General features: G+C 63.8%; 19 protein-coding genes and 1 pseudogene. 12 read left to right on the top strand and 8 right to left on the bottom strand.

The annotated features are described in order from the left end of the window. Positions 1 to 176 precede the first annotated feature (176 nt). The 9 genes from BGRAMDRAFT_RS28550 (at position 177) to hutC (BGRAMDRAFT_RS28510) (ending at position 8,653) form a co-directional block, all read left to right on the top strand. The gene (locus BGRAMDRAFT_RS28550) at positions 177 to 866 is read left to right on the top strand and encodes a hypothetical protein (RefSeq protein WP_029971796.1); all 690 of its coding nucleotides are present in this window, start codon (positions 177 to 179) and stop codon (positions 864 to 866) included. 51 nt (positions 867 to 917) lie between these two features. Then, positions 918 to 1,754, top strand: coding sequence for an arylamine N-acetyltransferase family protein (locus BGRAMDRAFT_RS28545; protein WP_006052370.1), 837 nt, complete (start codon positions 918 to 920; stop codon positions 1,752 to 1,754). 20 nt (positions 1,755 to 1,774) lie between these two features. Continuing rightward, positions 1,775 to 2,455: a methyltransferase family protein gene (locus tag BGRAMDRAFT_RS28540; RefSeq protein WP_006052369.1), complete on the top strand. Its 681-nt coding sequence runs from the start codon at positions 1,775 to 1,777 to the stop codon at positions 2,453 to 2,455. A gap of 279 nt (positions 2,456 to 2,734) precedes the next feature. After that, positions 2,735 to 3,595, top strand: coding sequence for a transporter substrate-binding domain-containing protein (locus BGRAMDRAFT_RS28535; RefSeq protein ID WP_006052368.1), 861 nt, complete (start codon positions 2,735 to 2,737; stop codon positions 3,593 to 3,595). Positions 3,596 to 3,697: 102 nt separating this feature from the next. Further along, entirely contained in the window at positions 3,698 to 4,420 is a 723-nt protein-coding gene (locus BGRAMDRAFT_RS28530) for an ABC transporter permease (protein WP_006052367.1), read from the top strand. A gap of 13 nt (positions 4,421 to 4,433) precedes the next feature. Continuing rightward, the gene (locus BGRAMDRAFT_RS28525; protein ID WP_006052366.1) at positions 4,434 to 5,189 is read left to right on the top strand and encodes an ABC transporter permease; all 756 of its coding nucleotides are present in this window, start codon (positions 4,434 to 4,436) and stop codon (positions 5,187 to 5,189) included. Positions 5,190 to 5,222: 33 nt separating this feature from the next. Then, positions 5,223 to 6,014 (top strand): ABC transporter ATP-binding protein, encoded by a 792-nt coding sequence (locus BGRAMDRAFT_RS28520; RefSeq protein ID WP_006052365.1) that lies wholly within the window; start codon positions 5,223 to 5,225, stop codon positions 6,012 to 6,014. Positions 6,015 to 6,086: 72 nt separating this feature from the next. Further along, positions 6,087 to 7,751 carry an HAL/PAL/TAL family ammonia-lyase gene (locus tag BGRAMDRAFT_RS28515; protein WP_006052364.1) on the top strand — a complete coding sequence of 555 codons (1,665 nt, stop codon included), beginning with the start codon at positions 6,087 to 6,089 and terminating at the stop codon, positions 7,749 to 7,751. Positions 7,752 to 7,969: 218 nt separating this feature from the next. Further along, a complete protein-coding gene (hutC, locus tag BGRAMDRAFT_RS28510) occupies positions 7,970 to 8,653 on the top strand; it encodes a histidine utilization repressor (RefSeq protein ID WP_029971790.1) in 684 nt (227 codons plus the stop codon). Between the two features lie 30 nt (positions 8,654 to 8,683). Here hutC (BGRAMDRAFT_RS28510) and hutC (BGRAMDRAFT_RS28505) read toward each other — a convergent pair whose 3' ends face one another. The 5 genes from hutC (BGRAMDRAFT_RS28505) to BGRAMDRAFT_RS28485 form a co-directional block, all read right to left on the bottom strand. Further along, positions 8,684 to 9,493, bottom strand: coding sequence for a histidine utilization repressor (hutC, locus tag BGRAMDRAFT_RS28505; protein WP_006052362.1), 810 nt, complete (start codon positions 9,491 to 9,493; stop codon positions 8,684 to 8,686). Between the two features lie 51 nt (positions 9,494 to 9,544). Next, complete coding sequence (locus tag BGRAMDRAFT_RS28500) at positions 9,545 to 10,417, bottom strand: amino acid ABC transporter ATP-binding protein (protein ID WP_006052361.1); 873 nt, start codon at positions 10,415 to 10,417, stop codon at positions 9,545 to 9,547. Positions 10,418 to 10,434: 17 nt separating this feature from the next. Further along, complete coding sequence (locus BGRAMDRAFT_RS28495) at positions 10,435 to 11,097, bottom strand: amino acid ABC transporter permease (protein ID WP_006052360.1); 663 nt, start codon at positions 11,095 to 11,097, stop codon at positions 10,435 to 10,437. A gap of 18 nt (positions 11,098 to 11,115) precedes the next feature. Next, a complete protein-coding gene (locus BGRAMDRAFT_RS28490; RefSeq protein WP_006052359.1) occupies positions 11,116 to 11,766 on the bottom strand; it encodes an amino acid ABC transporter permease in 651 nt (216 codons plus the stop codon). A gap of 72 nt (positions 11,767 to 11,838) precedes the next feature. Continuing rightward, positions 11,839 to 12,666 (bottom strand): transporter substrate-binding domain-containing protein, encoded by an 828-nt coding sequence (locus tag BGRAMDRAFT_RS28485; RefSeq protein WP_006052358.1) that lies wholly within the window; start codon positions 12,664 to 12,666, stop codon positions 11,839 to 11,841. 296 nt (positions 12,667 to 12,962) lie between these two features. Here BGRAMDRAFT_RS28485 and BGRAMDRAFT_RS28480 point away from each other — a divergent pair, with 296 nt between their 5' ends. After that, the gene (locus tag BGRAMDRAFT_RS28480) at positions 12,963 to 13,952 is read left to right on the top strand and encodes an isopenicillin N synthase family dioxygenase (RefSeq protein ID WP_006052357.1); all 990 of its coding nucleotides are present in this window, start codon (positions 12,963 to 12,965) and stop codon (positions 13,950 to 13,952) included. A 13-nt stretch (positions 13,953 to 13,965) separates the two neighbouring features. Beyond that, entirely contained in the window at positions 13,966 to 15,381 is a 1,416-nt protein-coding gene (locus BGRAMDRAFT_RS28475; protein WP_044021935.1) for an FAD-binding oxidoreductase, read from the top strand. 22 nt (positions 15,382 to 15,403) lie between these two features. On the opposite strand, the pseudogene BGRAMDRAFT_RS28470 reads toward BGRAMDRAFT_RS28475, so the two are convergent. Continuing rightward, positions 15,404 to 18,813: pseudogene (locus tag BGRAMDRAFT_RS28470) on the bottom strand (GMC family oxidoreductase N-terminal domain-containing protein). A 245-nt stretch (positions 18,814 to 19,058) separates the two neighbouring features. Further along, entirely contained in the window at positions 19,059 to 19,850 is a 792-nt protein-coding gene (locus BGRAMDRAFT_RS28465) for a hypothetical protein (protein WP_006052353.1), read from the bottom strand. Between the two features lie 353 nt (positions 19,851 to 20,203). Here BGRAMDRAFT_RS28465 and BGRAMDRAFT_RS28460 point away from each other — a divergent pair, with 353 nt between their 5' ends. Beyond that, positions 20,204 to 22,024 (top strand): ATP-binding response regulator, encoded by a 1,821-nt coding sequence (locus tag BGRAMDRAFT_RS28460; protein ID WP_006052352.1) that lies wholly within the window; start codon positions 20,204 to 20,206, stop codon positions 22,022 to 22,024. Here BGRAMDRAFT_RS28460 and BGRAMDRAFT_RS28455 read toward each other — a convergent pair. Continuing rightward, on the bottom strand, positions 21,990 to 22,754 hold the full coding sequence (locus BGRAMDRAFT_RS28455) for a response regulator transcription factor (RefSeq protein WP_006052351.1): 765 nt from the start codon (positions 22,752 to 22,754) through the stop codon (positions 21,990 to 21,992). The two genes, BGRAMDRAFT_RS28460 and BGRAMDRAFT_RS28455, sit on opposite strands and share 35 nt — an antisense overlap. Between the last annotated feature and the right edge of the window lie 305 nt (positions 22,755 to 23,059).

Below are 23,059 nucleotides of genomic sequence, written 5' to 3'. Positions count from 1 at the left end.
CATCGGTTCGCGCGACTTGCGGAATGGGCGTGATCGTACCGACGCAGTCTGGGTGCGTCAACGAGACGGGCCGACGCACGGCAAGCTGACAAATTGATGAATTCGCGCGAACGCGCGGAGACAGCGTTTGTCGAACCGCACGAGATTTCCGCAGCCCACTTACAAGGACTTACATGATGAAGAAGCGCACCCTCCTGATTTCGTTGCTGGCGAGTGCTGGCCTTTTCGCAAGCGGCGCCGCGAACGCACAACTGAATCTGAAGCAGTTCGGCATTGGCGGCGGAGACAGTTCCGCGGATGCCGGCGCCGCCGCGTCGCCCGGCGGGCTCTCGCAGTTGTTGCAGACCTACGTGGGCGCGAACCAGCAAGTGCTGAGCGGACAGTCCACGCTTGCGTCCGCGATGGGTCTGAGCGGCGCGGCCGGCCAGGCGCAGCAGGCAGCCGGCTTGCTAAGCAGTGGTGGCACGCCGTCGGTCAGTCAGTTGACGCAGGTCGGCAGCACGCAGCAGTCGCTGTCGCAAACGCTCACGCAGGCTTTCGCGAGCCGCGCAGGCGGTGCGAGCGGCGCATCGCAAACGCCGGTGAACAAGCAGGCGTTCACCGACGGGTTATCGTCGCTCGCCAAAGGCGTGACCCAGTATTCGAGCATGCAGTCGGGGCTCGGCAGCATCGGGCAGATGAACCCTTCGTCGCTGTTGCAGGCCGGGATGAATCCGCAGACGATGCAAAGCGCGTCGTATATCGCGCAGTCGGCGCCGGGGCAATTGCAATCGCTGATGTCCACGCTCAGTTCCGCGGTACAGTTTGCGTCGAGCCAGGGAATCAGCGTGCCGTCGATCGCGAGGTCGGCGCTCGGCGGGCAATGAGCGCGCAGTGAGGCGCGCAGTAACACCCCATAAGCCACGAACGGATCACCAATGTCACACACATTGAATCTCGACAACTACTTCGCGCGCATCGGCTATGCGGGCCCGCGCGCGCCGACGCTCGAGGTGCTGCAGGCCATTCACCGTCTGCATCCACGGGCCATTCCGTTTGAAAACCTGAATCCGCTCACGCGCCGCGCGGTGAAGCTCGACCTCGAATCCGTCGAAACAAAGCTCGTCGACGATCATCGCGGCGGCTATTGCTTCGAACAGAACACGCTGCTCGCGAATGTGCTGCAGGAGTTGGGCTTTCGTGTGACGCCGCTGATAGGGCGCGTGCTGTGGGGCCGCGAGCCCGGCGCGGTGACGCCGCGCACGCACATGGTGCTGCGTATCGATCTGGATAACGAAGCATGGATCGCGGACGTGGGTCTCGGCAGCGTCACGCTGACGTCGCCGCTGCGTCTGTCTCCAGGTCTCGCGCAGCGCACGGACCTCGGCATCTTCCGGCTCGCGGACGCGTCGCGCGACGCGCTCTACCTCGAAGTGCAGGCACGCGATGAAAACTGGTCGCGTGCGTATCGCTTCGACTTGCATCCGGTCGAGTGGATCGATTACGAAACCTCGAACTGGTACACGTCGACGTCGCCGGAAGCGATCTTCGCGAGCAATCTGATCGTATGCCGCGTGTTGTCCGGGACGCGGCTCACGCTGCTCAACGACCAGGTGAACGAACGCGCGGCAGACGGCAGCCTCATCGGCGAGCAGCGCCTTGCGAGCGCGGACGAACTCGCGGCCTGTTTGCGCGAGCGCTTCGGTCTGAACACGGGGGACATCGACATCGCAGATATTTTCGAGCGCGTGCGCACTCGGGCCGATTCGGCGTGAGCGCGGCACAAGGCCATGCCATGATTGCGCGCCTCGTCGTCCAGACCGTGCTGTGGCTCGCGGGCATGGGCGTGCTGCTGTTTGGCGCGGCCGGCACGCTCGCGTGGCCGGCGGCGTGGTGGTATCTGATCGAACTCGGCGTATTGAGCTTGTGGATCGGCGTGTGGCTCGCAGGCCATGATCCCGGCCTGCTCGCCGAGCGCCTCGCGCCGTTCGTGCAGCAACAGCAAAGCCGCTGGGACCGGCTCTTCATGATCGGCGTGGCGTGCGTGTGGTGCGGCTGGCTGATCGTGATAGGACTCGACGCGATGCGCTTTCACTGGTCCGCGCCGCTGCCCGTCGCGCTGGTGAGCCTCGGCTCGCTTTGCGTGGCGCTTTGCATTTTCATGTGCCGCTTCGTGTTCGAAGCGAACAGCTATGCGGCGCCCGTCGTGAAGATTCAGGCGAGCCGCGGTCACAAGGTGATCGACAGCGGTCCCTACGCGCGCGCGCGTCATCCGATGTATTCGGCGGCGCTGCTGTTGTTCGTCGGCACGCCGTTGCTGCTCGGCTCATGGTGGGGTCTCGCGTTCGTTCCTCTCATGACGATCGGGCTCGGCTGGCGCGCGGTGCGCGAAGAGCGTGTGCTCGCCGAACAACTCGACGGCTATAGGGAGTACATGACGCGCGTGCGTTTTCGCTTCGTTCCTCTCATCTGGTAGACGCGCAAAGCCGCCGCACATTTGCGGCGCACGCATGAACCTGTCTAGACAAAACGCACCACACGCGAGCATGAATTAATCTCGTCGCGCGCTCGCCGTTCTTCGAACATGTCCGTAGAAGCCCCGTCCTGTCAGGGCGCCTAGGGGCTTACCCGATGATTCGCGCGATTTCGCATGAATCCCCTTGCGACTGCTTTTTGACTCGTGCAGACTTGTCTATACAAATTCAGCGGCAGTAAACATTCGGCTCGACGGTTCCCCCCATCAAGGAGTTTCGACGTGAAAGTGAAACGCACGACGGCAGCAAAAGCATTGATCGGCGCCGTGTTCGGCGCCGCGGCAATTTTCGCGGCACCGGCGCAGGCCAAAGACTGGAAGACGGTGACGATCGCGCTCGAAGGCGGCTACGCACCGTGGAACCTGACGTTGCCTGGCGGCAAGCTCGGCGGCTTCGAACCGGAACTCGTCGCCAATCTTTGCGAGCGCATCAAGCTGCAATGCAACTTGGTCGCGCAAGATTGGGACGGCATGATTCCGGGCCTGCAAGCAGGCAAGTTCGACGTGCTGATGGACGCCATCTCGATCACGCCGGAGCGCGAAAAGATCATCGCGTTCTCGAAGCCGTATGCGGCCACCCCCGCGACCTTCGCCGTCGCTGATACCAAAGTGCTGCCAAAGGCCCCGCCTGGCGCCGCCGTCGTCAAACTCTCGGGCGATGCTAAAGCCGATCAGCCGACTGTCGACGCGCTGCGCAAGCAGTTGAAGGGCAAGACGATTGGCATCCAGTCCGGCACCGTCTACACGAAGTTCATCAACGAAGGCTTCAAGGACATCGCCACGATCCGCGTGTACAAGACTTCGCCCGAGCGCGATCTCGATCTGGCGAACGGCCGCATCGACGCATCTTTCGACGACGTCACGTATTACGCGGCGAACGTCGACAAGAAAGAAACCGCGTCGATTTCGATGGCCGGTCCGAAGATCGGCGGCCCGATCTGGGGCCCGGGCGAAGGCCTCGCGTTCCGCAAGCAGGACGCCGACCTGAAGGCGAAATTCGACACCGCGATCAGCGCGGCGCTCGCCGACGGCACGGTCAAGAAGCTCTCCGCCAAGTGGTTCAAGACCGACGTGACGCCCTGATTCACGAGGCGTCGAACGAATGCGGCACGTGCGGGCGCGAGCTCGTGCGTGCGGCTGTTTCGTGCGGCTGTTGCATCGGCCGTCATGAATGAGAGGTAGGCAATGGCTCTGATACAGATGCTCGGCTTCGGGCCGGAAGGCTGGGGCGGCGTATTGCTGCTCGCGGCGTTGATGACCGTCGCGCTCACGCTGGCCGCGCTCGCGGTCGGCGCCGTGTTCGGTGCGTTGATCGCGGCGGCCAAGCTGTCGCGTCTTCGCGTGTTGCGCGTGATCGGCGAAACCTATACGACGGTGTTTCGCGGCGTGCCCGAACTGCTCGTCATCTATCTGTTCTATTTCGGCGGCTCGACGCTCGTGACCACGGTCGGCCAGTGGTTCGGCGCCGAGGGCTTTGTCGGCGTGCCGCCGTTTGTCATCGGCGCGCTTGCTGTCGGCATGATTTCCGGCGCGTATCAGGCCGAGGTGTATCGCTCGGCGGTGCTCGCGGTGTCGCGCGGCGAACTCGAAGCGGCGCGTTCCATCGGCATGCCGACGCTGACCATGGCGCGCCGCATCCTCATTCCGCAAGTGCTGCGTTTCGCGTTGCCGGGCATCGGCAATGTGTGGCAACTGAGCCTGAAGGACTCCGCGCTGATCTCGGTGACGGGTCTCGCCGAACTGCTGCGCACGAGTCAGGTGGCGGCCGGCTCCACGCATCAATACTTCACGTTCTTCGTGGTGGGCGGCGCGCTGTATCTGCTGATGACCAGCATCTCGAACCGGGTCTTCAACCGCGCCGAGGCGCGCGTGGGCCGGTCCTTCAAGCGCAACTTCGCGCGCAACTGACGGCGGCCGCATCATGAATTTCGACTTCGACTTCCTGCTCGACACGATCCGGCAATTGCTCGCGGCCGTGCCGACCACGCTCGGGCTTTTCTTCTGCTCGCTGGTTCTCGGCGGACTGCTCTCGCTCGTGATCGTCACGATGCGCGTGTCGCCGCACTGGCTGCCGAATCGTTTTGCACGCGCTTATATTCTCGTGTTCCGCGGCTCGCCGCTCCTGATCCAGATGTTCCTCGTGTACTACGGCATGGGTCAGTTCGGCGTAATTCGCGAGAGCTTTCTGTGGCCGGTGCTGCGCGAGCCGTATATGTGCGCGGTGTTGTCGCTTGCGCTGTGCACGGCGGGCTATACCGCTGAGATCATTCGCGGCGGCCTGATGGCCGTTCCCGTCGGGCAGATCGAAGCCGGCTATTCGATTGGCCTGTCGGGTTTCGCACTGCTGCGCCGCGTGATCGGCCCGATTGCATTACGCCAGTGTTTGCCGGCGTATTCGACGGAAGCGGTGCTGCTCGTCAAATCGACCGCGCTCGCGAGCCTCGTCACCGTGTGGGAAGTGACGGGCGTCGCGCAGCAGATCATTCAGCAAACGTATCGCACGACGGAAGTGTTCATCTGCGCCGCGCTGATCTATCTGTTCCTGAACTTCGTCATCGTGCGCGCGCTCAGCATGCTTGAGACGCGTCTGTCGCGGCATCTGCGCGCGGCGCCGAAGTCTGCCGCGCCGAGCCGCCCCGTGTCTGCCACCACCGAAGCACGCCGCGCCGCGCCTTAAGCGCCGCCATTCCGGATGAACCTGGAGAATTCCATGAACGCTACGGCACCCGTTGCACTGTCGGTCAAGAACATTCATAAATCGTTCGGCGATCATCATGTGCTCAAAGGCATTTCGCTCGACGCTCATCAAGGCGACGTGATTTCGATTCTCGGCGCGAGCGGCTCGGGCAAAAGCACGTTTCTGCGCTGCCTGAACCTGCTCGAAACACCGGACGACGGCTCAGTCGCGCTCGCCGGCGAAGAACTGAAAATGAAACGCCGCGGCGACGGCAAGCTGCAACCGAGCGACCGCCGCCAGGTGGATCGCGTGCGCTCGCAACTCGGCATGGTGTTCCAGAACTTCAATCTCTGGTCGCATATGACGGTGCTCGAAAACCTGATAGAAGGACCGATGCGCGTACTCAAACGCAGCCGTGCGGAATCCGTCGAAGAAGCTGAGGCGCTGCTTGCGAAAGTCGGTCTCGCGGAAAAGCGCGGCCACTATCCGGCGCATCTGTCGGGTGGCCAGCAGCAACGCGTGGCGATTGCGCGCGCGCTTGCGATGCATCCGAAGGTCATGCTGTTCGACGAGCCGACTTCGGCGCTCGATCCCGAACTCGTCGGCGAAGTGTTGCGCGTGATGCGCTCGCTTGCCGAGGAAGGCCGCACGATGCTGGTCGTCACGCATGAAATGGGTTTTGCGCGTCACGTATCGAACCGCGTGATGTTCCTGCATCAAGGGCAAGTGGAAGCGGACGGTACGCCCGACGAAGTATTCGTCGACTGTAAGTCCGAGCGCTTCCGGCAATTCGTGTCGAGTCACCACGACCGCACGACGAACTGAGCGGCGCATCGTCGGCACGTCGCTGTATCGGCATCCGCATCACACACGTAAGTTATCGCGCAAGGCAACATCATGGCCGTGATCCGTTCCGATCGTCCTCTCGACTGGACCCAGGTGGCGGCGGTCGCCGCCGGCGAACCGCTCGAACTTTCCGCCGACGCCCGCGCGCGCATCGCGGCGGCGCGCATGCTCGTCGAGCAGATCGTCGAGCGCGGCATTCGCGCGTATGGCGTGAACACCGGAGTCGGCGCGCTGTGCGACGTGATCGTGTCGCCAAGCGAGCAGCGCACGCTGTCGCGCAACATTCTGATGAGCCACGCGGTCGGCGTCGGCGCGCCGCTCGGCGTGGCTGAAACGCGCGCGATCATGGCCGCCGCGGTCAACAACTTCGCGCATGGACACTCGGGCATTCGCCTTGAAGTGGCCGATCAACTCGTGACCTTGCTCAACGCCGATTGCTTGCCCGAAGTGCCCGCGTTCGGCTCGGTCGGTTATCTGAGTCATATGGCGCATATCGCGCTGGTGTGCATCGGCGAGGGTTATGTGCGCTATCGCGGCGAGCGTCTGACGGGCCGCGACGCGCTGCGTCTGCTCGGCCGCGAGCCGCTCGTGCTCGAAGCGAAAGAGGGGCTTAGCCTCGTCAACGGTACGCCTTGCGTGACGGGGCTGGCGGCGCTGGCGCTCGCACGCGCGGTGCGGCTGCTCGATTGGACGGATGTGGTCGCGGCAATGAGCTTCGAGAATCTGCGCGGCCAGCTCGTTGCATTCGACGAAGACTCGCTTGCGTTGCGCGTGTCGCCCGGTCTGAATCTGGTGGGCGAACGCATGCGCACGGCGCTCGCCGACAGCGGCATTCTGGCGGCGGTGGTCGGGCAGCGCACGCAAGACCCGCTTTCGATGCGCACCATTCCTCACGTGCACGGCGCGGCGCGCGACGTGCTGACCGCGACCGCCGACGTGGTCAATCGCGAACTCGCGTCGATCACCGACAACCCGATCGTCGCCGGCACGCCCGAAGCGCCGCGCGTGTATTCGCAGGCGCATGCGGTGGGCGCATCCATTGCGCTCGCGATGGACAGCCTCGCCACCGCGATCGCCCAGGTCGCCGCGATGGCGGAACGGCGGCTCGATCGCCTCGTCAATCCGCTCGTGAGCGGCTTGCCCGCGTTCCTCGCGGAGCCTGGCGGCACGTGTTCAGGCTTCATGATCGCGCAGTACACGGCGGCCTCGCTGGTCGCGCAGAACCGGCGCCTTGCGTTGCCCGCGAGTCTCGACGGCGGCATCACGTCGGGCTTGCAGGAAGACCACCTGTGCCACGCAACGCCCGCTGCGCTGAAGGCGCTGGAGATCGTCGATAACGCGGGGCGCATCGTCGCCATCGAATTGCTGGCCGCCGCGCAAGCCTACGATCTGCAAGCCACCGACGCGCCGCGTGCGCCGCATACGGAAGCGCTGTGGCAACGCGTGCGGCAGATCGTGCCGACGTATCGCGACGACCGTCCTCTCGCCGACGACATGAGCGTCGCATTCCGCATGATCGCCGGCGAGGCGCCGCCGCCGTTGCCGAGTCCGGGTAAGATAAGGCCGCGCCATATAACACCTGGTGGGGGCGCGGAGTTCGTTGCGGGCGCATCGATTGCGAGCCTCGCCGCGGCGGCCACATTTCCCGCGGCAGCGAACAGCGGGAGCAACATAAACAGCATGAACAGCCCACTGAACACAGCGCGCGTCGCCTGACACAAAAACCGCTGGCGCGCGGGCTTACCCGCCGGCGCGCCAGAGACGTCGTGCGGACGTACGAGCGGTACGACGGCTACGACCCCCAACCCACTCACGAGGTCGGAGTGAACACAGTCACGAATAATCAGAAAGAAGGCCGGCAGCCGGCGCAGCCAGGCGCGCACAGCGGCGGCACTTCTCAGCGCGCCGCTTGCAAGGAGACCCCGGCGAAAGCGATGCCCGCCTACGAACAGATCAAGCGTTATGTGATCCGGCGCATCAGCGAGGGCGACTGGAAGCCGGGCGGGTTGATCCCTTCCGAAACCGAACTGGTGAAAGAGTTTGGCGTCGCGCGTATGACGGTGTCGCGCGCGCTGCGCGAGCTGACCGCCGAACGCGTGCTGACGCGCGTGCAAGGTTCAGGCACGTTCGTCGCGCCGCAGCGGTACGAATCGACCGTGCTGGAAATCCGCAACATCGCCGACGAAATCGCCGCGCGCGGTCATCGTCATGCGGCGCGCGTGCTGACGCTCGAACCGAGCGACGATCCGCACGCGCTCGAAGCGCTCGGCCTTACGAGCGGCCCGGCGTTTCACTCGTGCATCGTCCATAGCGAGGAGGGCGAGCCGATCCAGTACGAGGACCGCTACGTCAATCCGAAGGTGTTCCCCGAGTATCTGCAACAGGACTTCAGCGTCGAGACGCCCAATCACTACATGGTGCGGCTCGCGCCGATTCAGCGCGCGGAATTCCGCATCTACGCGCAAAAGCCGGATGCGTATGTGCGGCGTCATCTGTCGATGGAAATCGGCGAGCCGTGTCTGTTGCTGTGGCGTCGTACGTGGGTCGGCGACGATGTCGCGACGTCCGTGCAGCTATGGCATCCGGCGTCGCGCTTTCATCTGGCGGGGAATGTCTAGCCGGCAAGCGGCGCTATAAGCTGCATCGCGTCAGCCTTGCCGTTGCGACATATCCGGCGAGAACCGGCAGCCGAGCCGGTAACGTGATCCCGGGTGCACGAATCGCGCGAAGGTGACGGCCACGCCGCTCGTCCATGTGCGGCGCACGAGCGTGAGGCATGGTTCTTCCGCGCGAATGTCGAGCAGTTCCGCTTCCGCGGGAGTGGGCAGCCCGGCGTCGACAATATGTTCGACGTCGTGCGCGGGCACCGTTTCGTACAGATATTCCGACGGCCTGATCGCCGAGAAATCCTGTTGCAGAAAATCCGGCGCGATGATCGGGTTCACGTAGCGATCCTCCAACTGCACCGGCAGACCGTTCTCGCGATGCACGCAAATCACATGAAACACCGAAGCGCCAGGCGCGAGCCCTAACGCATTCGATACCACGACGGATGCGGTCTCGCGTTGCAAAAGCACGGTACGGTAGCTGTATTCGTGTCCGCGCGAACGAATTTCGTCGCCGATATGCGCGATCATCAGCAGCGTGGATTGCGGCCTCGCTTGTGCGACGAAGGTGCCCACGCCCGATACGCGCGTGACGAGCCCTTCGTGCGCGAGTTCGCGCAGCGCGCGATTCACCGTCATGCGCGACACGCCGAGCGTCGCGACGAGATCGAGTTCGGAAGGAAGACGTTCGCCGGCCTGACGCGCGCCCGATTCGATGATGCCGCGAATGTGATGCTTGACCTGTTCGTAGCGCGCAGCCGGCGCATGTTCGGCGGCGCGCGCATTTTTAGCCGCGTCGGCTAGCGGCCGCTCATCGGCATGGTGACGCTTGCTGCGAAGCATGGCGGACATCGGCGGCCCCTTTTCACGGTTCGCGCAATGCGCTTGGCGCAGTGCGCGCGCTCATAGCGCTTCAGCGTCGGCGTCGTCGGGGCCGCGCGCCCAGAAAGCGTTGCGGTCGAAGTAGTTTTGCAGGAACTGCCGCAAGCGCGGTTGCCCGGCGTCGTGAAAGACCTCGCGCGGTTTGCCCTGCACGGCGATGCGTCCTTCGTCGATGAACACGACTTTGTCCGCGACCTGCGCGGCAAAACCCATTTCGTGTGTGACGACCGCCATCGTCATGCTGTCGCGCGCGAGTTGCTTCATCACTTGCAGTACCTCGCCGACCAGTTCGGGATCGAGCGCGGACGTGGGCTCGTCGAAGAGCATGATGTGCGGCTCCATCGCGAGCGCGCGTGCGATTGCCACGCGCTGCTGCTGACCGCCCGAAAGCTTCGCCGGATACGCGTCGCCTTTGTGCGAAAGGCCCACGGTTTCCAGCATCGCATTCGCGCGGCGGCGCGCTTCGTTGTGCGACAGGCGCTGCACTCGCAAAAGCGCTTCCATCACGTTGCCGAGCGCCGTCATGTGCGGCCACAGGTTGAACTGCTGAAACACCATGCCGACGTTGCGCCGCACGCGGTTGATGTCCGCTTGCGACGCGCGCACACGCTTGCCGTTGCGCTCGCTGTAGCCGAGCAGTTCGCCTTCGATGCGCACGTCCCCGTGATCGTAGGTTTCGAGCGCGGCGAGGCAGCGCAGCAGCGTGCTTTTTCCCGAGCCCGAAGGACCGATGATGCAGACCACTTCCGAGCGCGCAATCTCGAGATCGACACCGCGCAGCACTTCGACTTCGCCGAAGCGTTTGCGCAGATCGCGCACCTCGATCAACGGTGCGCCGCGCTGAGACTGCGCGACAGTAGACGCGGAAGAGGGCATGTCGGCGATGGCGTTCATGATGTGATCCGTTTCCTTTATGCCATGAAACGGGCGATGCGGGCTTCGGCCCACATGCCCGCGCGCGAAGTCAGTTCGACGAGCGCGAGATAGCACACGCAGAGCATCAGCAGCGTTTCGACGAAAGCAAAGGTCGCCGAGCCGATGCCCGTCAGCACGAATGTCAGCTCGGGCACCGTGACGATCGAGAGCACCGCGGTCTCCTTGCTCAACACGATGATGAGATTCGTGAGCGCGGGCACGATCAGCACCAGCATTTGCGGCATCTGGATGCGCAGCACCGCTTGCATGCGCGTCAAGCCGAGACACGAGGCGGCCTCCAAATGACCCGGCGGCACCGATTCGAATCCCGAGCGGAACGCTTCGGCAAAATAGGCGCTGCCATAGAGGCCGAGTCCGAGCACGCCGGCTGTCATCGGTTCGAGCGTGAGGCCGAACGACGGGCCGCCGTAGTACAGCAGAAACAGTTGCACGAGAAACGGCGTACCGCGAAATAGCTCGATATAAACACGCAACAGCGCGCGCACCCAGCGTCCGCAAAAGAGTTGCAGCACCGCGATCACGAAGCCGATCAGCATGCCGATAACGACGCCCGCGGCCCACGTGCCGAGCGTCGTCGCGAGACCCGCGGCAATCGGCTGAAGATTGTGCGTGATGACGGTGGGATCGAACTGTTGCATCGCGTGGGCTCCGGTCGATCAGGCGTGCTTCAGCCGATACTCGGCTGCATGCGCAACGAGTGCGAGCGCGCCGCAGATCACGAAGTAAATGAGGCCGGCGGCGACGTACGCTTCGAGCGGTCTGTAGGTGCTCGCCGCGAGGTTCTGCGCGGTGCGCGTCAACTCCGCGACGCCCACTACCGAGATCAGCGACGAAGCCTTGATCAGCAGCACCATTTCGTTGACGAGCGAAGGCAACGTCAGACGGAATGCCTGCGGCACGAGAATGCGCCGCAGCGTGTCGAACGGCGAAAGGCCGAGCATGCGCGCGGCCTCGATATGACCTGGCGGAATGCTGAGAAAACCGCCGCGCAGAATTTCAGCGATATACGACGCCGAGCACAACGACACGGCGCTGATCGCGGCCACGAGCGGCGATACGTTGATGCCCGCGAACGGCAGCAGGTAGTACACGAGCAGCAGTTGCACGAGCATCGGCACGCCGCGAAAGAAGAACACGTACGCACCGCCGAAGCGGCGCGCGGCGCGATTCGGCGAGAGCCGCGCCGCGCACACGCCGACCGCGACGAAGAAGCCGATGAAAAGCCCCGTCAACGAAACGCCGATGGTCGCGAGCGCCGCGTGCAACAACAGCGGCATGCCCTGAACGAAGACGGTCGTGCTGAACATGAGCGTCGCCCTCGCTGATGTGCGGTCAATAGTGCGGTGAATGTGCGTTTAAACGCGCCTGCCTGGCACGCGTCAATAATTCGGCGTCGGCATCGTAGTCGGCGCATCCATCGCCACGCCGAACCATTTCTTCTGCAACGCGGCGAGGCGTCCGTCGCCGTGCATCTTCACGAGTGCCGCGTTGAAGGCATCGGCGAGCGGCTTGCTGTCCGCGTCCTTGCGCAGGCAGTACGCGAAGTACACTTTCGCGCCGAACGGCGGTTGCACCACCGCGAACGTTTCGGGGCGCTGCTTCGCCACATACGCGATGTTGGTCATCGAGTTTGCGACCGCCGCAATGCGGCCTGCGGCGAGGTCCGCATAAGCCTGATTGTTGTCGACGTATTCGCGGATTTCAGGCGGCTTCGGCAAGGTGGCGACGTATGCCTTCAACTGGTCGAGTTGCGCCGAGCCCTTGCCCGCGCCCACGGTTTTACCCGCAATATCCGACGATTGCTTGAGCGCCGAATCGTTCGCGCGCTTGAGCAGCGCGTCGGTGGCGTCCGCGATGGGGAGCGTGTACGTGTAGCGCTCCATGCGCGCCTTGGTCACGGTGATCGGACCGCCGACCATATCGAACTTGCCTGCTTCGAGACCGGGCAACACGCTCGGCCACGGCAGGTCGATGAAACGCACCTTCACGCCGAGTTCCTTGCCGACCTCGGCAAAGAGATCCTTGTTAAAGCCCGCTTGCTGACCGTTTTCGAGGAAGTCGAAAGGCGCGAACTGCATCTCCGTGCCGACCACGAGCTCGCCGGCTTTCTTCACTTTGGCGAGCTGGTCTTCCGCATAAGCGCTGACGCTTGCCGCGCACAACGCCAACATGACCAGACGACACTTCCAGCCTGCAAGGATGCTCATGAGATTCTCCAGTGGGCACAGCGCGGGTCGTACGAGCGACGCGAAACGCGCCGCAAAAGATCGGCGCGGCGCAAGTCATGCGAGGCAGTATATACCGCAGTTTTCGCGCAAAATAAATAAACGCGCGAGTAGAGAAAAGCCCTTACGCGCAGCGCCGCGAGTTCACTTGCGGGTGCGCTTTTGGCGGTATATACCACTGCAATGGCGATGGCGCCCCCGGCTAAGGCGCCCCCGGCTAAGGCGCCCCCGGCTATGGCGCCCCCGCAATTCGTCGGACCTTCTCACGGAGTAACGCGATGCCTGTGACCCGCATTCCGCTCATCGACTTTGCCGGCGTTCGCGCGGGCGACCCGCATGCGTTGCAAAGCGTGGCGCGCGAAATCCGCGACGCGTGCACGACCATCGGCTTCTTCTACATCGTCAATCACGGCGTGCCGCAAGCGACCATCGACGCCGCCGCACAGGCCGCGCGAACCTTCTTCGCGTTTCCGGTAGAGACGAAGCGGCGCGCGGCGGTCAATCATCGGCATCGCGGTTTCAATGCGCTTGGCGACGCGACCATGTATCAGGCGAAACGCCCCGATTACAAGGAGTTTTTCAGCATCGGACTCGAGTTGCCCGAGGACGATCCCGATGTACTCGCGGGCCAGGCGCTGCGCGGCCCGAACAATTGGCCGGACTTCATGCCCGAGTTGCGTCCCGCGCTGTACAGCTACTATGAAGCAGTGGGCGCATGCGGCGCCGATCTGCTGCGCGCAGTCGCGGCGAGCCTCGGCGTCGACGAACATTTTTTTGCGCCGCGTTATACGAAGCGGATGCAGCGCACGCAAATGGTCTACTATCCGCCGCAGCCGCCACAGTCCGATGAAGATCAATTCGGCGTCGCGCCGCATACCGATTACGGCTGCATCACATTGCTATGGCAGGATCAGGTGGGCGGATTGCAGGTGCGTGAAATTGCCAACGATACCTGGATCGATGCGCCTCCTGTGGAAGGCAGCTTTGTGGTGAACGTCGGCGATCTGCTCGCGCGCTGGACCAACGACCGTTTTCGTTCGACGCTGCATCGCGTGATCAATGCTTCGGGACGCGAGCGTTATTCGATCGCGACGTTCTACGATCCGACGTACGGCGCAATGGTCGATCCGCCCGAACTGGGCGCGAGTGCGGACGACGTCAAATATCAGCCGGTGGCCGCGGGCGATTACATTCTCGGGCGCATCAACGATTCGATGGGTTATCGGAAGAAGCAAAACCAGGAAACGCTGCATGACACAAAACGATAACGCGCGTCACGACATGAATCACGACACGCAGCCGCAACCCTGCACGGCGCCGCTTGCCGCCACGCTCGACGTGCTGCGTGCCGCGCTCGGCGACGATGCGGTGCGCGTCGGCGAACAGATCGGCGAACGCGCGATGACCGACTGGACGCGCCACGATCCGACGCGCCCCGCAGCGTTGCTGCTGCCGCGCACGACGGACGAGGTCTCGCGCGCGCTCGCCATTTGCCACGCGGCGCATCAACCTGTGGTGCCGCAAGGCGGCATGACGGGGCTTGCGGGCGGCGCGATTGCACGCACGACGGACATCGCGTTGTCGCTGGAACGGCTGAACGGCGTCGAGGAAATCGATGCGGCTTCGGCCACGCTGACCGTGCGCGCCGGAACGACATTGCAGAGCGCGCAGGAAGCCGCTGCCGAAGCGGGCTTCGAACTCGCGCTCGATCTCGGCGCGCGCGGCTCGTGTCAGATCGGCGGCAATCTCGCGACTAATGCCGGCGGCAATCGCGTGATTCAGTCGGGCACCGCGCGTGACCAGGTGCTCGGTCTCGAAGTCGTGCTCGCCAATGGCGACGTGCTAAGTTCGCTCGGCAAGATGGTCAAGAACAACACCGGCTACGACCTGAAGCACTGGTTCATCGGTTCGGAGGGCACGCTTGGCGTGATCACGCGCGCGGTGTTGCGGCTTCATCCGCAACGCGCCGCGCGTCATACGGCGCTCGTCGCGCTCGACGGCTACGATGCGGCGGTGAATCTGCTGCGACGTTTGTCGACGCGCTTTGGCAACGACATCGGCGCATTCGAAATCATGTGGCCGGACTTCTACGATTTTGGCGTCAAGCTGACGGGCACGCGTTCGCCGTTCGACGGCGCGTATCCGCTCTACGCGCTGATCGAACACGCCAGCTTCGATTCGAGCGACGACGGCGAGCGCTTTGCTGAAGCGCTGAGCGGGGCACTCGAAGAAGGCGCGATCCGCGACGCGGTGATCGCGCAGTCGGTGGCCGACGCGCGCGCGTTGTGGGCGATCCGCGAATGCACGGCCGAATTTCCCGTGCGGCTCGACGCGATCAACTTCGATGTGAGCCTGCCGATCAGCGTGATCGGCGATTTTGTCGAGCGCTGCCGCGCGGCGCTCGACGAACGCTGGCCCGGAAACGAATCGTATTTTTTCGGCCATATCGGCGATTCGAATCTGCACGTCACGGTGGACGGCCATTCGATTCCCGGCGTCGATCATCACGCGGTGTACGCGTTCGTTTACGAAATGCTCGGGCCGCTGCACGGTTCTGTGTCGGCGGAACACGGCATTGGTCTGCTCAAGCGCGAGTTCCTGCCGATCTCGCGCTCGCCCGCCGAACTCGCGGCGATGCGGGCGATCAAGCATGCGCTCGATCCGCATGGCATCCTGAATCCGGGCAAGCTGTTCTAGCGAGCGCGAACTCAGTGCGAACTCAATGCGCGTTCAGATAGCGCGCGATAGTCGGATAAACATCGCGCGCAGCGTTCTTGCCGAAGATGCAGTCGATGTGTCCATAGCCCGCAATCAGATGCCGCTCATAAGGTTGCTCGGGAAACGCGTTGACGAGCATCTCATAGGTGAGCGCGGTGCTTTGCGGTACATAGGTTTCATTGCAGTCGCCATGAATGAAACCGATCGGAATGCGCATGCCCGCCAGCCCCTTCATGCCGCGCGCGCCGCGCAGATAGACGTCGTCTCCGTCGGCGTCGACGACCTTGCCGGCGCGCACCATCGCGGCCAGATGCTTGAACACGCCGACGTCATGCACGCCGAGCAGTTCCTGCAGATTCGAATGAAGCGTCTCGCTCACCTGCGCGTGCTCGTATAGCAGCCCGTACATGAAGGTCGCGCGATGGCAGATCGGGTTGCCGCAACCCTCATCGTGATCGACGGGATAGAGCCGCAGCGCTTCGTCGTAGAGGTTGTGCGGCCACCTTTTGTCCTTCGTATAGGCGGTCAGATCGGTCACGCCGAGATGCTGCATGATGTCCGGAATGTGCAAACCCGCCTTGATTCTGGCGAGCGTGCCCGGGCACCGGATGCGCGGCGACCTGCGAAATCACCGCTGAACGCACGCCTTCGAGTCCCGCCATCAGCGACATGCTCAACGCGAGCCGCCCATGCAGTGACCGAGCGCTGGATGCCGCTCACGCCAGTGACCTCGCGAATCTTCGCGACGGCTGCGGGAATATCCTCGAGCGCGACTTTATCGACGTTGGTCGGCACGAGCACGCTCGGCATTTCGATGCTCACGCGCAGATCGACGAGCCACACGTCGTAGTTCGCGGCGCACAGATATTCGACGAGATTGGTGCCGATCAGATCCGTCGAATAAATGCGGCTCGACACGCCGGAGCCGTGAATCAGCAGCACGGGGCGCGCATTCTTGCGCGCAGGGTCGACATAGCGCGTGAGACGCAAGCGCGTACCGTCCGGCGTATCGAAGAAGAACATTTGCGGCGCGGGCGCGCGCAACGCACGCTTCATACGCGGCTCCGCGGCGGGATCGTGATACTGCAAAGGCGCGGCCACGCCGCCGTATTCGCTGAACAGCACGCCCGCGAAGAACTTGCCGAACTTCAGCGTCCATTCGAGACGTGTCTTCAGATCGGGTGCGTTGGTGACTTCGAGCGTGCGTTGCTGCTTGAGGAAATTCTCAGGCGTGATGATGAGCGTCGCGCTGCCGATCGCCGGCGCGTCGGCTTGGGGCGCGGCGAAAATCTGCGCGTACAGCGTGTTCGTTTGCTCCCACAGTTCGAGCGGCGACGTGCGCGTGATGATCTTCTGCCCGCTCAGATAATACGTTTTGCCTTCCGCCGAGTTGAGCGTCATTCGATAATTCATGTTGCGCTCGTCCACGTCCTGCGGGTCGGCCACGAACAGATTGAAGGTGCCGTCCGTGATCGTCATCGGCTGCGAGGAAAGGGCGGGGCAGGTTAGCGTTCCGGCGGTCTTTGCCATATGGTTGGGATCGCTAAGCATCATCGCGAGGTCGTCGGATTCGACGGTCAGCGTGAACGCGATCGGGCTCGCGGCGTCCTTGCTCGCGCCGGTCGGCGTGTAATGGCCGACCATCGTTTCGGTAAAGCGCAAGCCGATCTTTTGCGCGGGCGGTGTGTCGGCGGTGCCTTTCGAATCGTAGTCGATGCTCCAGCCGCGCGACGCCGCAAGCAGCGCGCAATTGCGCTCGGCGAGCGCGGAGATGGTCCACAACGGATTGACGCCGAGCGACATCGGCATGACGGCGCCGTCCATCACGTAGAGGCCGTCATGCACGCCGGTGCCGGTCGTGCCGCTGAAAACGCGGCCCAGGTGATCGACCACGCCATGCTCCGCATCCTCGCCCATCCCGCAGCCGCCGAGCGGATGCACGGTCACCGTTCGATTGCCGAAGATGTCGTTCGAAATCGGATCGCGCAGGTATTTGCCGCCGAGCGGCGCTGTCGCTTGCTTCAGCGTCTGCTCGACGGTTTCGTAAATCGGCTGCTTGCCGGCGTTTTCCCACGCGATGCGCGGCCGGCCTTTCTCGTTCACGCTGATCTGGCCGCTCTCGTCGTCGTGCGCCATCACGAGATAGCTTTGCGTGTGATTGAGCGCGCCGCGATACGGACCGTGCAGGAAGCCTTCGACCACGCGCGCGTCGTATTCGAGTTGCTGGTCCACGGTGCGCGGCTTCGAAACATCCACGCCCGCGAGCGGCGCGGCCGCACCGAGCATGCCGACGAGCGCGGCGCCCACCGGCCCGGCGAGCGAGCCTTCCTCGATCACGAAACCGTCCCTGACGTCCGCAGTATTGCGATGATCGATCAGGCCCGTGATGGTCGGCCCGACCGGCGGAATATCGCGGTCCACATGCGCGCCCCAGCCGACGCCGTTGATCGTGTCATTGGTGTTGTACGCGAACGCGAGCACGTCGCCATTGCCGGTGAAGTGCCGGCCGAGCATGTCCGACACGCTCAAGCCTTCATTGCGCGAACGCAATAGCAACGCGGTCGAGCCGATCGTTCCCGCCGACACGATCACGATGTCCGCGCTCACGAACAGATCCGGCGCGTCGTAGCTTTCGCGCCCCAAGCGCACGAGCTGATAGCCGACCTGCCACTTCTGCGTATCGACGTTGCGCACAACCGAATGAACCGCGGCGCCTGTAAAAATCTGCGCGCCGTGAGCGACGGCGTCGGGCAGGTAGTTCATGTGCGTCGAGTTCTTCGCGTCGTAGTTGCAGCCGGAGTTGCAGTCGCCGCATCCAGTGCAGGCTTTCTGCGCGACGCCGGCCGCATTCGTGCGGTCCTCGAAGGTGACGGTTATCGGCGGCGTGCTGAAGCGGTCGCCCATGCCGAGCGCCTCGGCGGATTTGGCGAGCGCAAGCAGTTTCGGCAATTCGCGGAAGCGGCTCGGCACCGGCGCAGGTTGCAACATGTCCCACGCGCGTTGATAGCCCTTGTCGCGTCCGGTCTGATCGCCGCGCAACGCAGCGGGCCAGCGTGTGTCGTCCCACAGGCGCGAATCGATTTTCAGCGCGACGTTCGCGTTGATCAGCGACGTGCCGCCGAGCCCGCAGCCGACCACCGCGTTGACGTCGTCGTTCACATGCACTTCGAGCAGCGCGAGCGGCGAGCCGATTTGCGCGAGCGGCGTGTTGTACTGGATCTGCTCCGCGCCCTGAAACGGCGTGCGCGGGTATTCGCCGGCCATGAATTCGCGTCCGCGTTCGAGCACGCAGACGCTGCGGCCCGCGCGCGCCATGCGGCTCGCCGCGATCGCACCGCCATAACCGGAACCGATCACGACCACTTCGTAATGCGACTTCATCGCCGTCACGGCGCTCGATAAGCGGTTCATACGCGACCACCTCGTCAGGAATCGGTGCAGGGAAGGGAACCGGGCGTCGGAAGAAAGACGGCGCGCTGCCGCGGCTTTTTTATCGTAGGCGGTGCGCGCCGACAAAAAAAGGCGCATCTGTGCGATGCGCCCAAAGGAGTCCCCTGTGCCTCAGTCATTTCCCCATTACTATTGTTGAGCCCGTTGTTGTTGAGTCCGCTCATGCGGCTTTTTACGTGTTCTTTTTGTGTCGATGCTGCAGCCTGTCATGCGGCCGCTTCATTCATTTCGCTATCGATCGACTCGGCCGCGAGCAGGTTCAGCGCCAGCAGAATCGCACTGCGATTGTCGATGTCGATCTCGATCCCGAGCACGTCCGTGAACCAGCGGCCGATCTTCGTATTGGAAAAATCGTCGGCAGTGGCCGTCTTTTTCATGGTGACGCCGAGTTTGACGGCGCGATAGTGATACGAGGGCACCCGATGCGAAGCCGCAACCGCCGACAGTCCGCCTTTGCCTTCCGAGCACCAGCCGAGGCTGCCGGCCAGCACGATCCGTTCGGGCTCGTCGAGACTTTCGATAAAAGCGCGCGCCGCGTGCCGTACCCGTTGTTCGTCGAGCCCGTATTGCAGCAGCACGCTTTGCACGGGGTCTTCCAATGCCTGGGCGTGCAGATCGATTTCCTGCGCCATGCCGTCGGTTTCCATCGACACATTGCGTTGATGCCCCGCGCTGCGCAGGCAGTCGATCAGATAGCGGCGGAAATACGCGCACAATGCGTAGCCATTGGACGGCGCGCTGTCGGCGCACGCATGCGTTTCGGTGTGGCCGGGGGCAAGACGCAGTACCTTGGAATAAATGAACTGCGCAACCAGTTCTTCCTTATCTTCGCCGAGTGCCTGCAGTTCCAGCGGATGGTAAGTCCGCAACGCCCGCTTGACGAGTTCGACCATCGACACCATTTCGTCGGCGGACAACTGCGTGCGGCGGCGCCACAGATCGGGCAGGATCGCGTCGTCGAGATTGCGGACGAACTCGTGGCTCGGAACTGCGCCCATGAAAGCCTCCATTAGGGTTAGGCGAGGATAAGGCGAGAAGCGCGGCGAGCCCGGAATGCAGGCGAAAGGCGGAAGGAAGAATCGTTGCGGCCGCGCCAGGTAGTGAGGCCAGTATGGTCGTCGGCGGCGGCTTCGCCTATATGGATTAAGTGTTAGCTGATGGGTAAACTGCCGGGTAAACCATCCGGCAGCACGCCCCTGATTCGTCTGATAAGAAAGCGGCGGCCGCGCGCCGCTGCATTGCAGTAGAACCGTGCAAGCTCTTGCGCAAACACGCCGCAGCGCGCTCGTGCAAGCGCCAGGCTCTCGCGCCCCCTCACCGAATTTGCCGTGCCCGACAAGGAGACCGCGCGATGCGGGCTGACCCGATCCAGCGTGCAATCGACGAAGACCTGGTGCGCGTGCTGTACGCGCAAGACCCGATCGCTTTCTTCTCGCACTGGTTTTCGATCGCGGTGCTGGTGGCCATTTACTGGCCCGCGATACCGTCGCCGCCGCTTTTCATCGCCTGCTTCGGCTTCTATGCGGCCGCCAACTGCGCGGGTCTCGCGCTATGGATCTGCAATCGGCGCTATCCGCATCTGCTGTCGCCGCGCGGCTGGATTAACGTGCACGCGGTGCGCGGCGTGCTGCTGTACAGCGCACCGGGCATCGCGATCTGGTTTGCGTTCCAGAGTCCGCAGAGCGACTTGCCGCTGCTGCATACGGTGATGCTCGTCACGCTCGCAGCGGGCGTGTTCATGTCGAACGGCTTCGACCTGCTGAACTTCGCCACGGCGATTCCCTTTCTGCTGTTTCCGTCGATCGTGCTGCATTTCGGCATGCATACGTTCGATCGCACGATTCTTGCCATCGTGCTCGCGTTCTTCTTCTGCGCGATCAACGTGTATGCGCTCAGTTACCGCAAACTGTTCCAGCAGGTCGTGCAGGCGCGCGTCGATCAGCAGTACCTGGCGGAATCGCTGGCGGCGCAAAAGCATGTCGCCGAAGAGGCGAGTCTCGCGAAAACGCGCTTTTTCGCGGCGGCGAGCCATGATTTGCGTCAGCCGTTGCACGCCATCGGGCTGCTGGCGGCGTCGCTCAACGATTCCGCCGCGACGCCCGCGCAGCACGCGAAGACCGCCGAGCACATCGTCCATAACGTCGAGGCGCTGAACCAGTTGTTCAACCAGGTGCTCGATCTCGCGCGGCTCGAAAGCGGCGTCACGCAGGTGATCCGCTTGCACTTCCGGCTCTCGGAACTGTTCGAGCGCGTCGGCAGCCAGTATCGTCCGCAAGCGGCGGCGAAGGGGCTCGCGCTGCGGATCGCGCCGACGTCGATGGTGGTCCACGACGATCCCGTGCTACTCGAACGCGTGCTGAGCAATCTGCTGTCGAACGCTGTCCGCTATACCGAGGAAGGCGCGATCTGGCTCGGCTTCCGGCGCGTGGGGCGAACCAATGGCGGCTATATCGAAGTGCGCGATTCGGGCATCGGCATTCCGGCGCAGGAGCACGAGCGTATTTTCGAGGAGTTCTATCAGGTCGCGAATCCGCAGCGCGACGCGCGCCAGGGGCACGGCCTCGGCCTGCCGACGGTGAAGCGCCTCGTCGGCATGCTGGGCGGCGAATTGCAGTTGCGCTCGGCGCCGGGGCGCGGCTCGGTGTTCCGCTTTCCGGTGCAGGCGGGCGACGCGAGCGGCATCGTCGCCAGTCTGAACGAGGCGGTGACGGGCGGACCGACGGCGCAAGGGCGCCGCGTGTTGTGCATCGACGACGAGCCGTCGATTCTCGAAGGTCTTTCGAGCCTGCTCGGCCGCTGGGGCTGCATCGTGCAGGGCGTACGCGACGAAACCGCCGCATTGGCCGCGCTCGAGGACGGTTTCGTCCCCGACGCGGTGCTTTGCGACTACCAGTTGGCCAATCACCGCACGGGCGCGCAGGCGCTGACGGCGGTGCGCAGCGAACTGGCGCGCTCGGGCCACGAAGGTGTCGTGATGCTGCTGATTACGGGCGATATGGCGTCGGCGGAGCTGGCGGCGCTCGCCGCACAAGGCATTCCGGTGTTGCACAAGCCGGTGGCGGCGGCGCGCTTGCGGCGCACGCTCGACATGCTGTGGCAGCAGGCGGAGATCGATAAAGGACCAACGCCGCCGCCCGCTACAGCGTTCTCCCCGCTTCAAGCCAGCCGTTGATCACGGCGATTGCCGTCGACCGGTTGTGCACGCCGAGCGCCCGGAAGATCACCGACAGATGCACCTTGACCGTGCCTTCGGCCACGCCGAGTTCGCGCGCGATCATCTTGTTGGTCCAGCCGCGATGCACGAGCCGCATGATGTCCTGCTGACGCGGCGACAGGTTTTCCAGCAAGTGCTGCTGATGCGGCTGCAACGGCTGAAGTTGCACGATGGGCTCGGTGAGCGTCGCGGTGCCTGGGTTTTGGCCCGCTGCCGTGCTCGCCACCTGTTGAGGCGAAGCGGCGGCGCGTTCCGCACAAGCCTGAGCCGGTTGCGCATCGCGCGAGCCGAGCAGGCTCAGCGCTTCCATCGGCACATAAGCGCCGCCGGACAGCACGAGTTCGATCGCCTTCAGCATCACGCTCGCGGGCTGCCGCTTCGGCACGAAGCCAAGTGCGCCGGCGGCCAGCACTGCGCGCATCTCGTCTGGCGACTCCTCGGCGGAAAGGACGACCACCGGCAGCGCCGGATTCGCCTTCAACAGCATTTCCAGCGACGACGCTCCGCTCATGCCCGGCATATGCAGATCGACGATCGCGAGATCGTGATCCGCGTCGGGCCGCGCGGCTGCGGCGAGGGTTTCCCAGGTATCGGCTTCGTCGAATTGGGCGTCGGCATCCAGCCCGCGCAGCATTCCCTTGACGCCTTGCCGGATCAGTTCATGGTCGTCCGCCACAAGAAACTTCATGATGTCTCCACGAGTCGAGCTTGCGTGTTGTGGACTACCGCTGTTGCCAGGCCCCGTTTTACTTCTATTGTCGTGAATCGCATCATTGCCGGCTACCCCGTGATCTAAGCCGATCGGTTGACGCGGCGGCCTTGCGGCTCGCCGCGCCGGTCATTCTCTGCTTGTGGCATCGCCGGCGCCACGTTTTTTTGTGTGCCCTGTGCGGGCAGGTCTCTCTCGCGCATCGGCCCCGGCTTGCTAGGTAGACGAGCCGCGCGCGCCGTTTTTTAAGCGCCGCCGGGCGGACGCAAAAGCTTATGCGGCAT

Origin of the sequence: Paraburkholderia graminis C4D1M, from assembly GCF_000172415.1 — a bacterium.
GTDB classification, from domain to species: domain Bacteria; phylum Pseudomonadota; class Gammaproteobacteria; order Burkholderiales; family Burkholderiaceae; genus Paraburkholderia; species Paraburkholderia graminis.
Note: the sequence above shows the minus strand (reverse complement) of the source record. Positions and strands in the feature narration are given on the sequence as shown.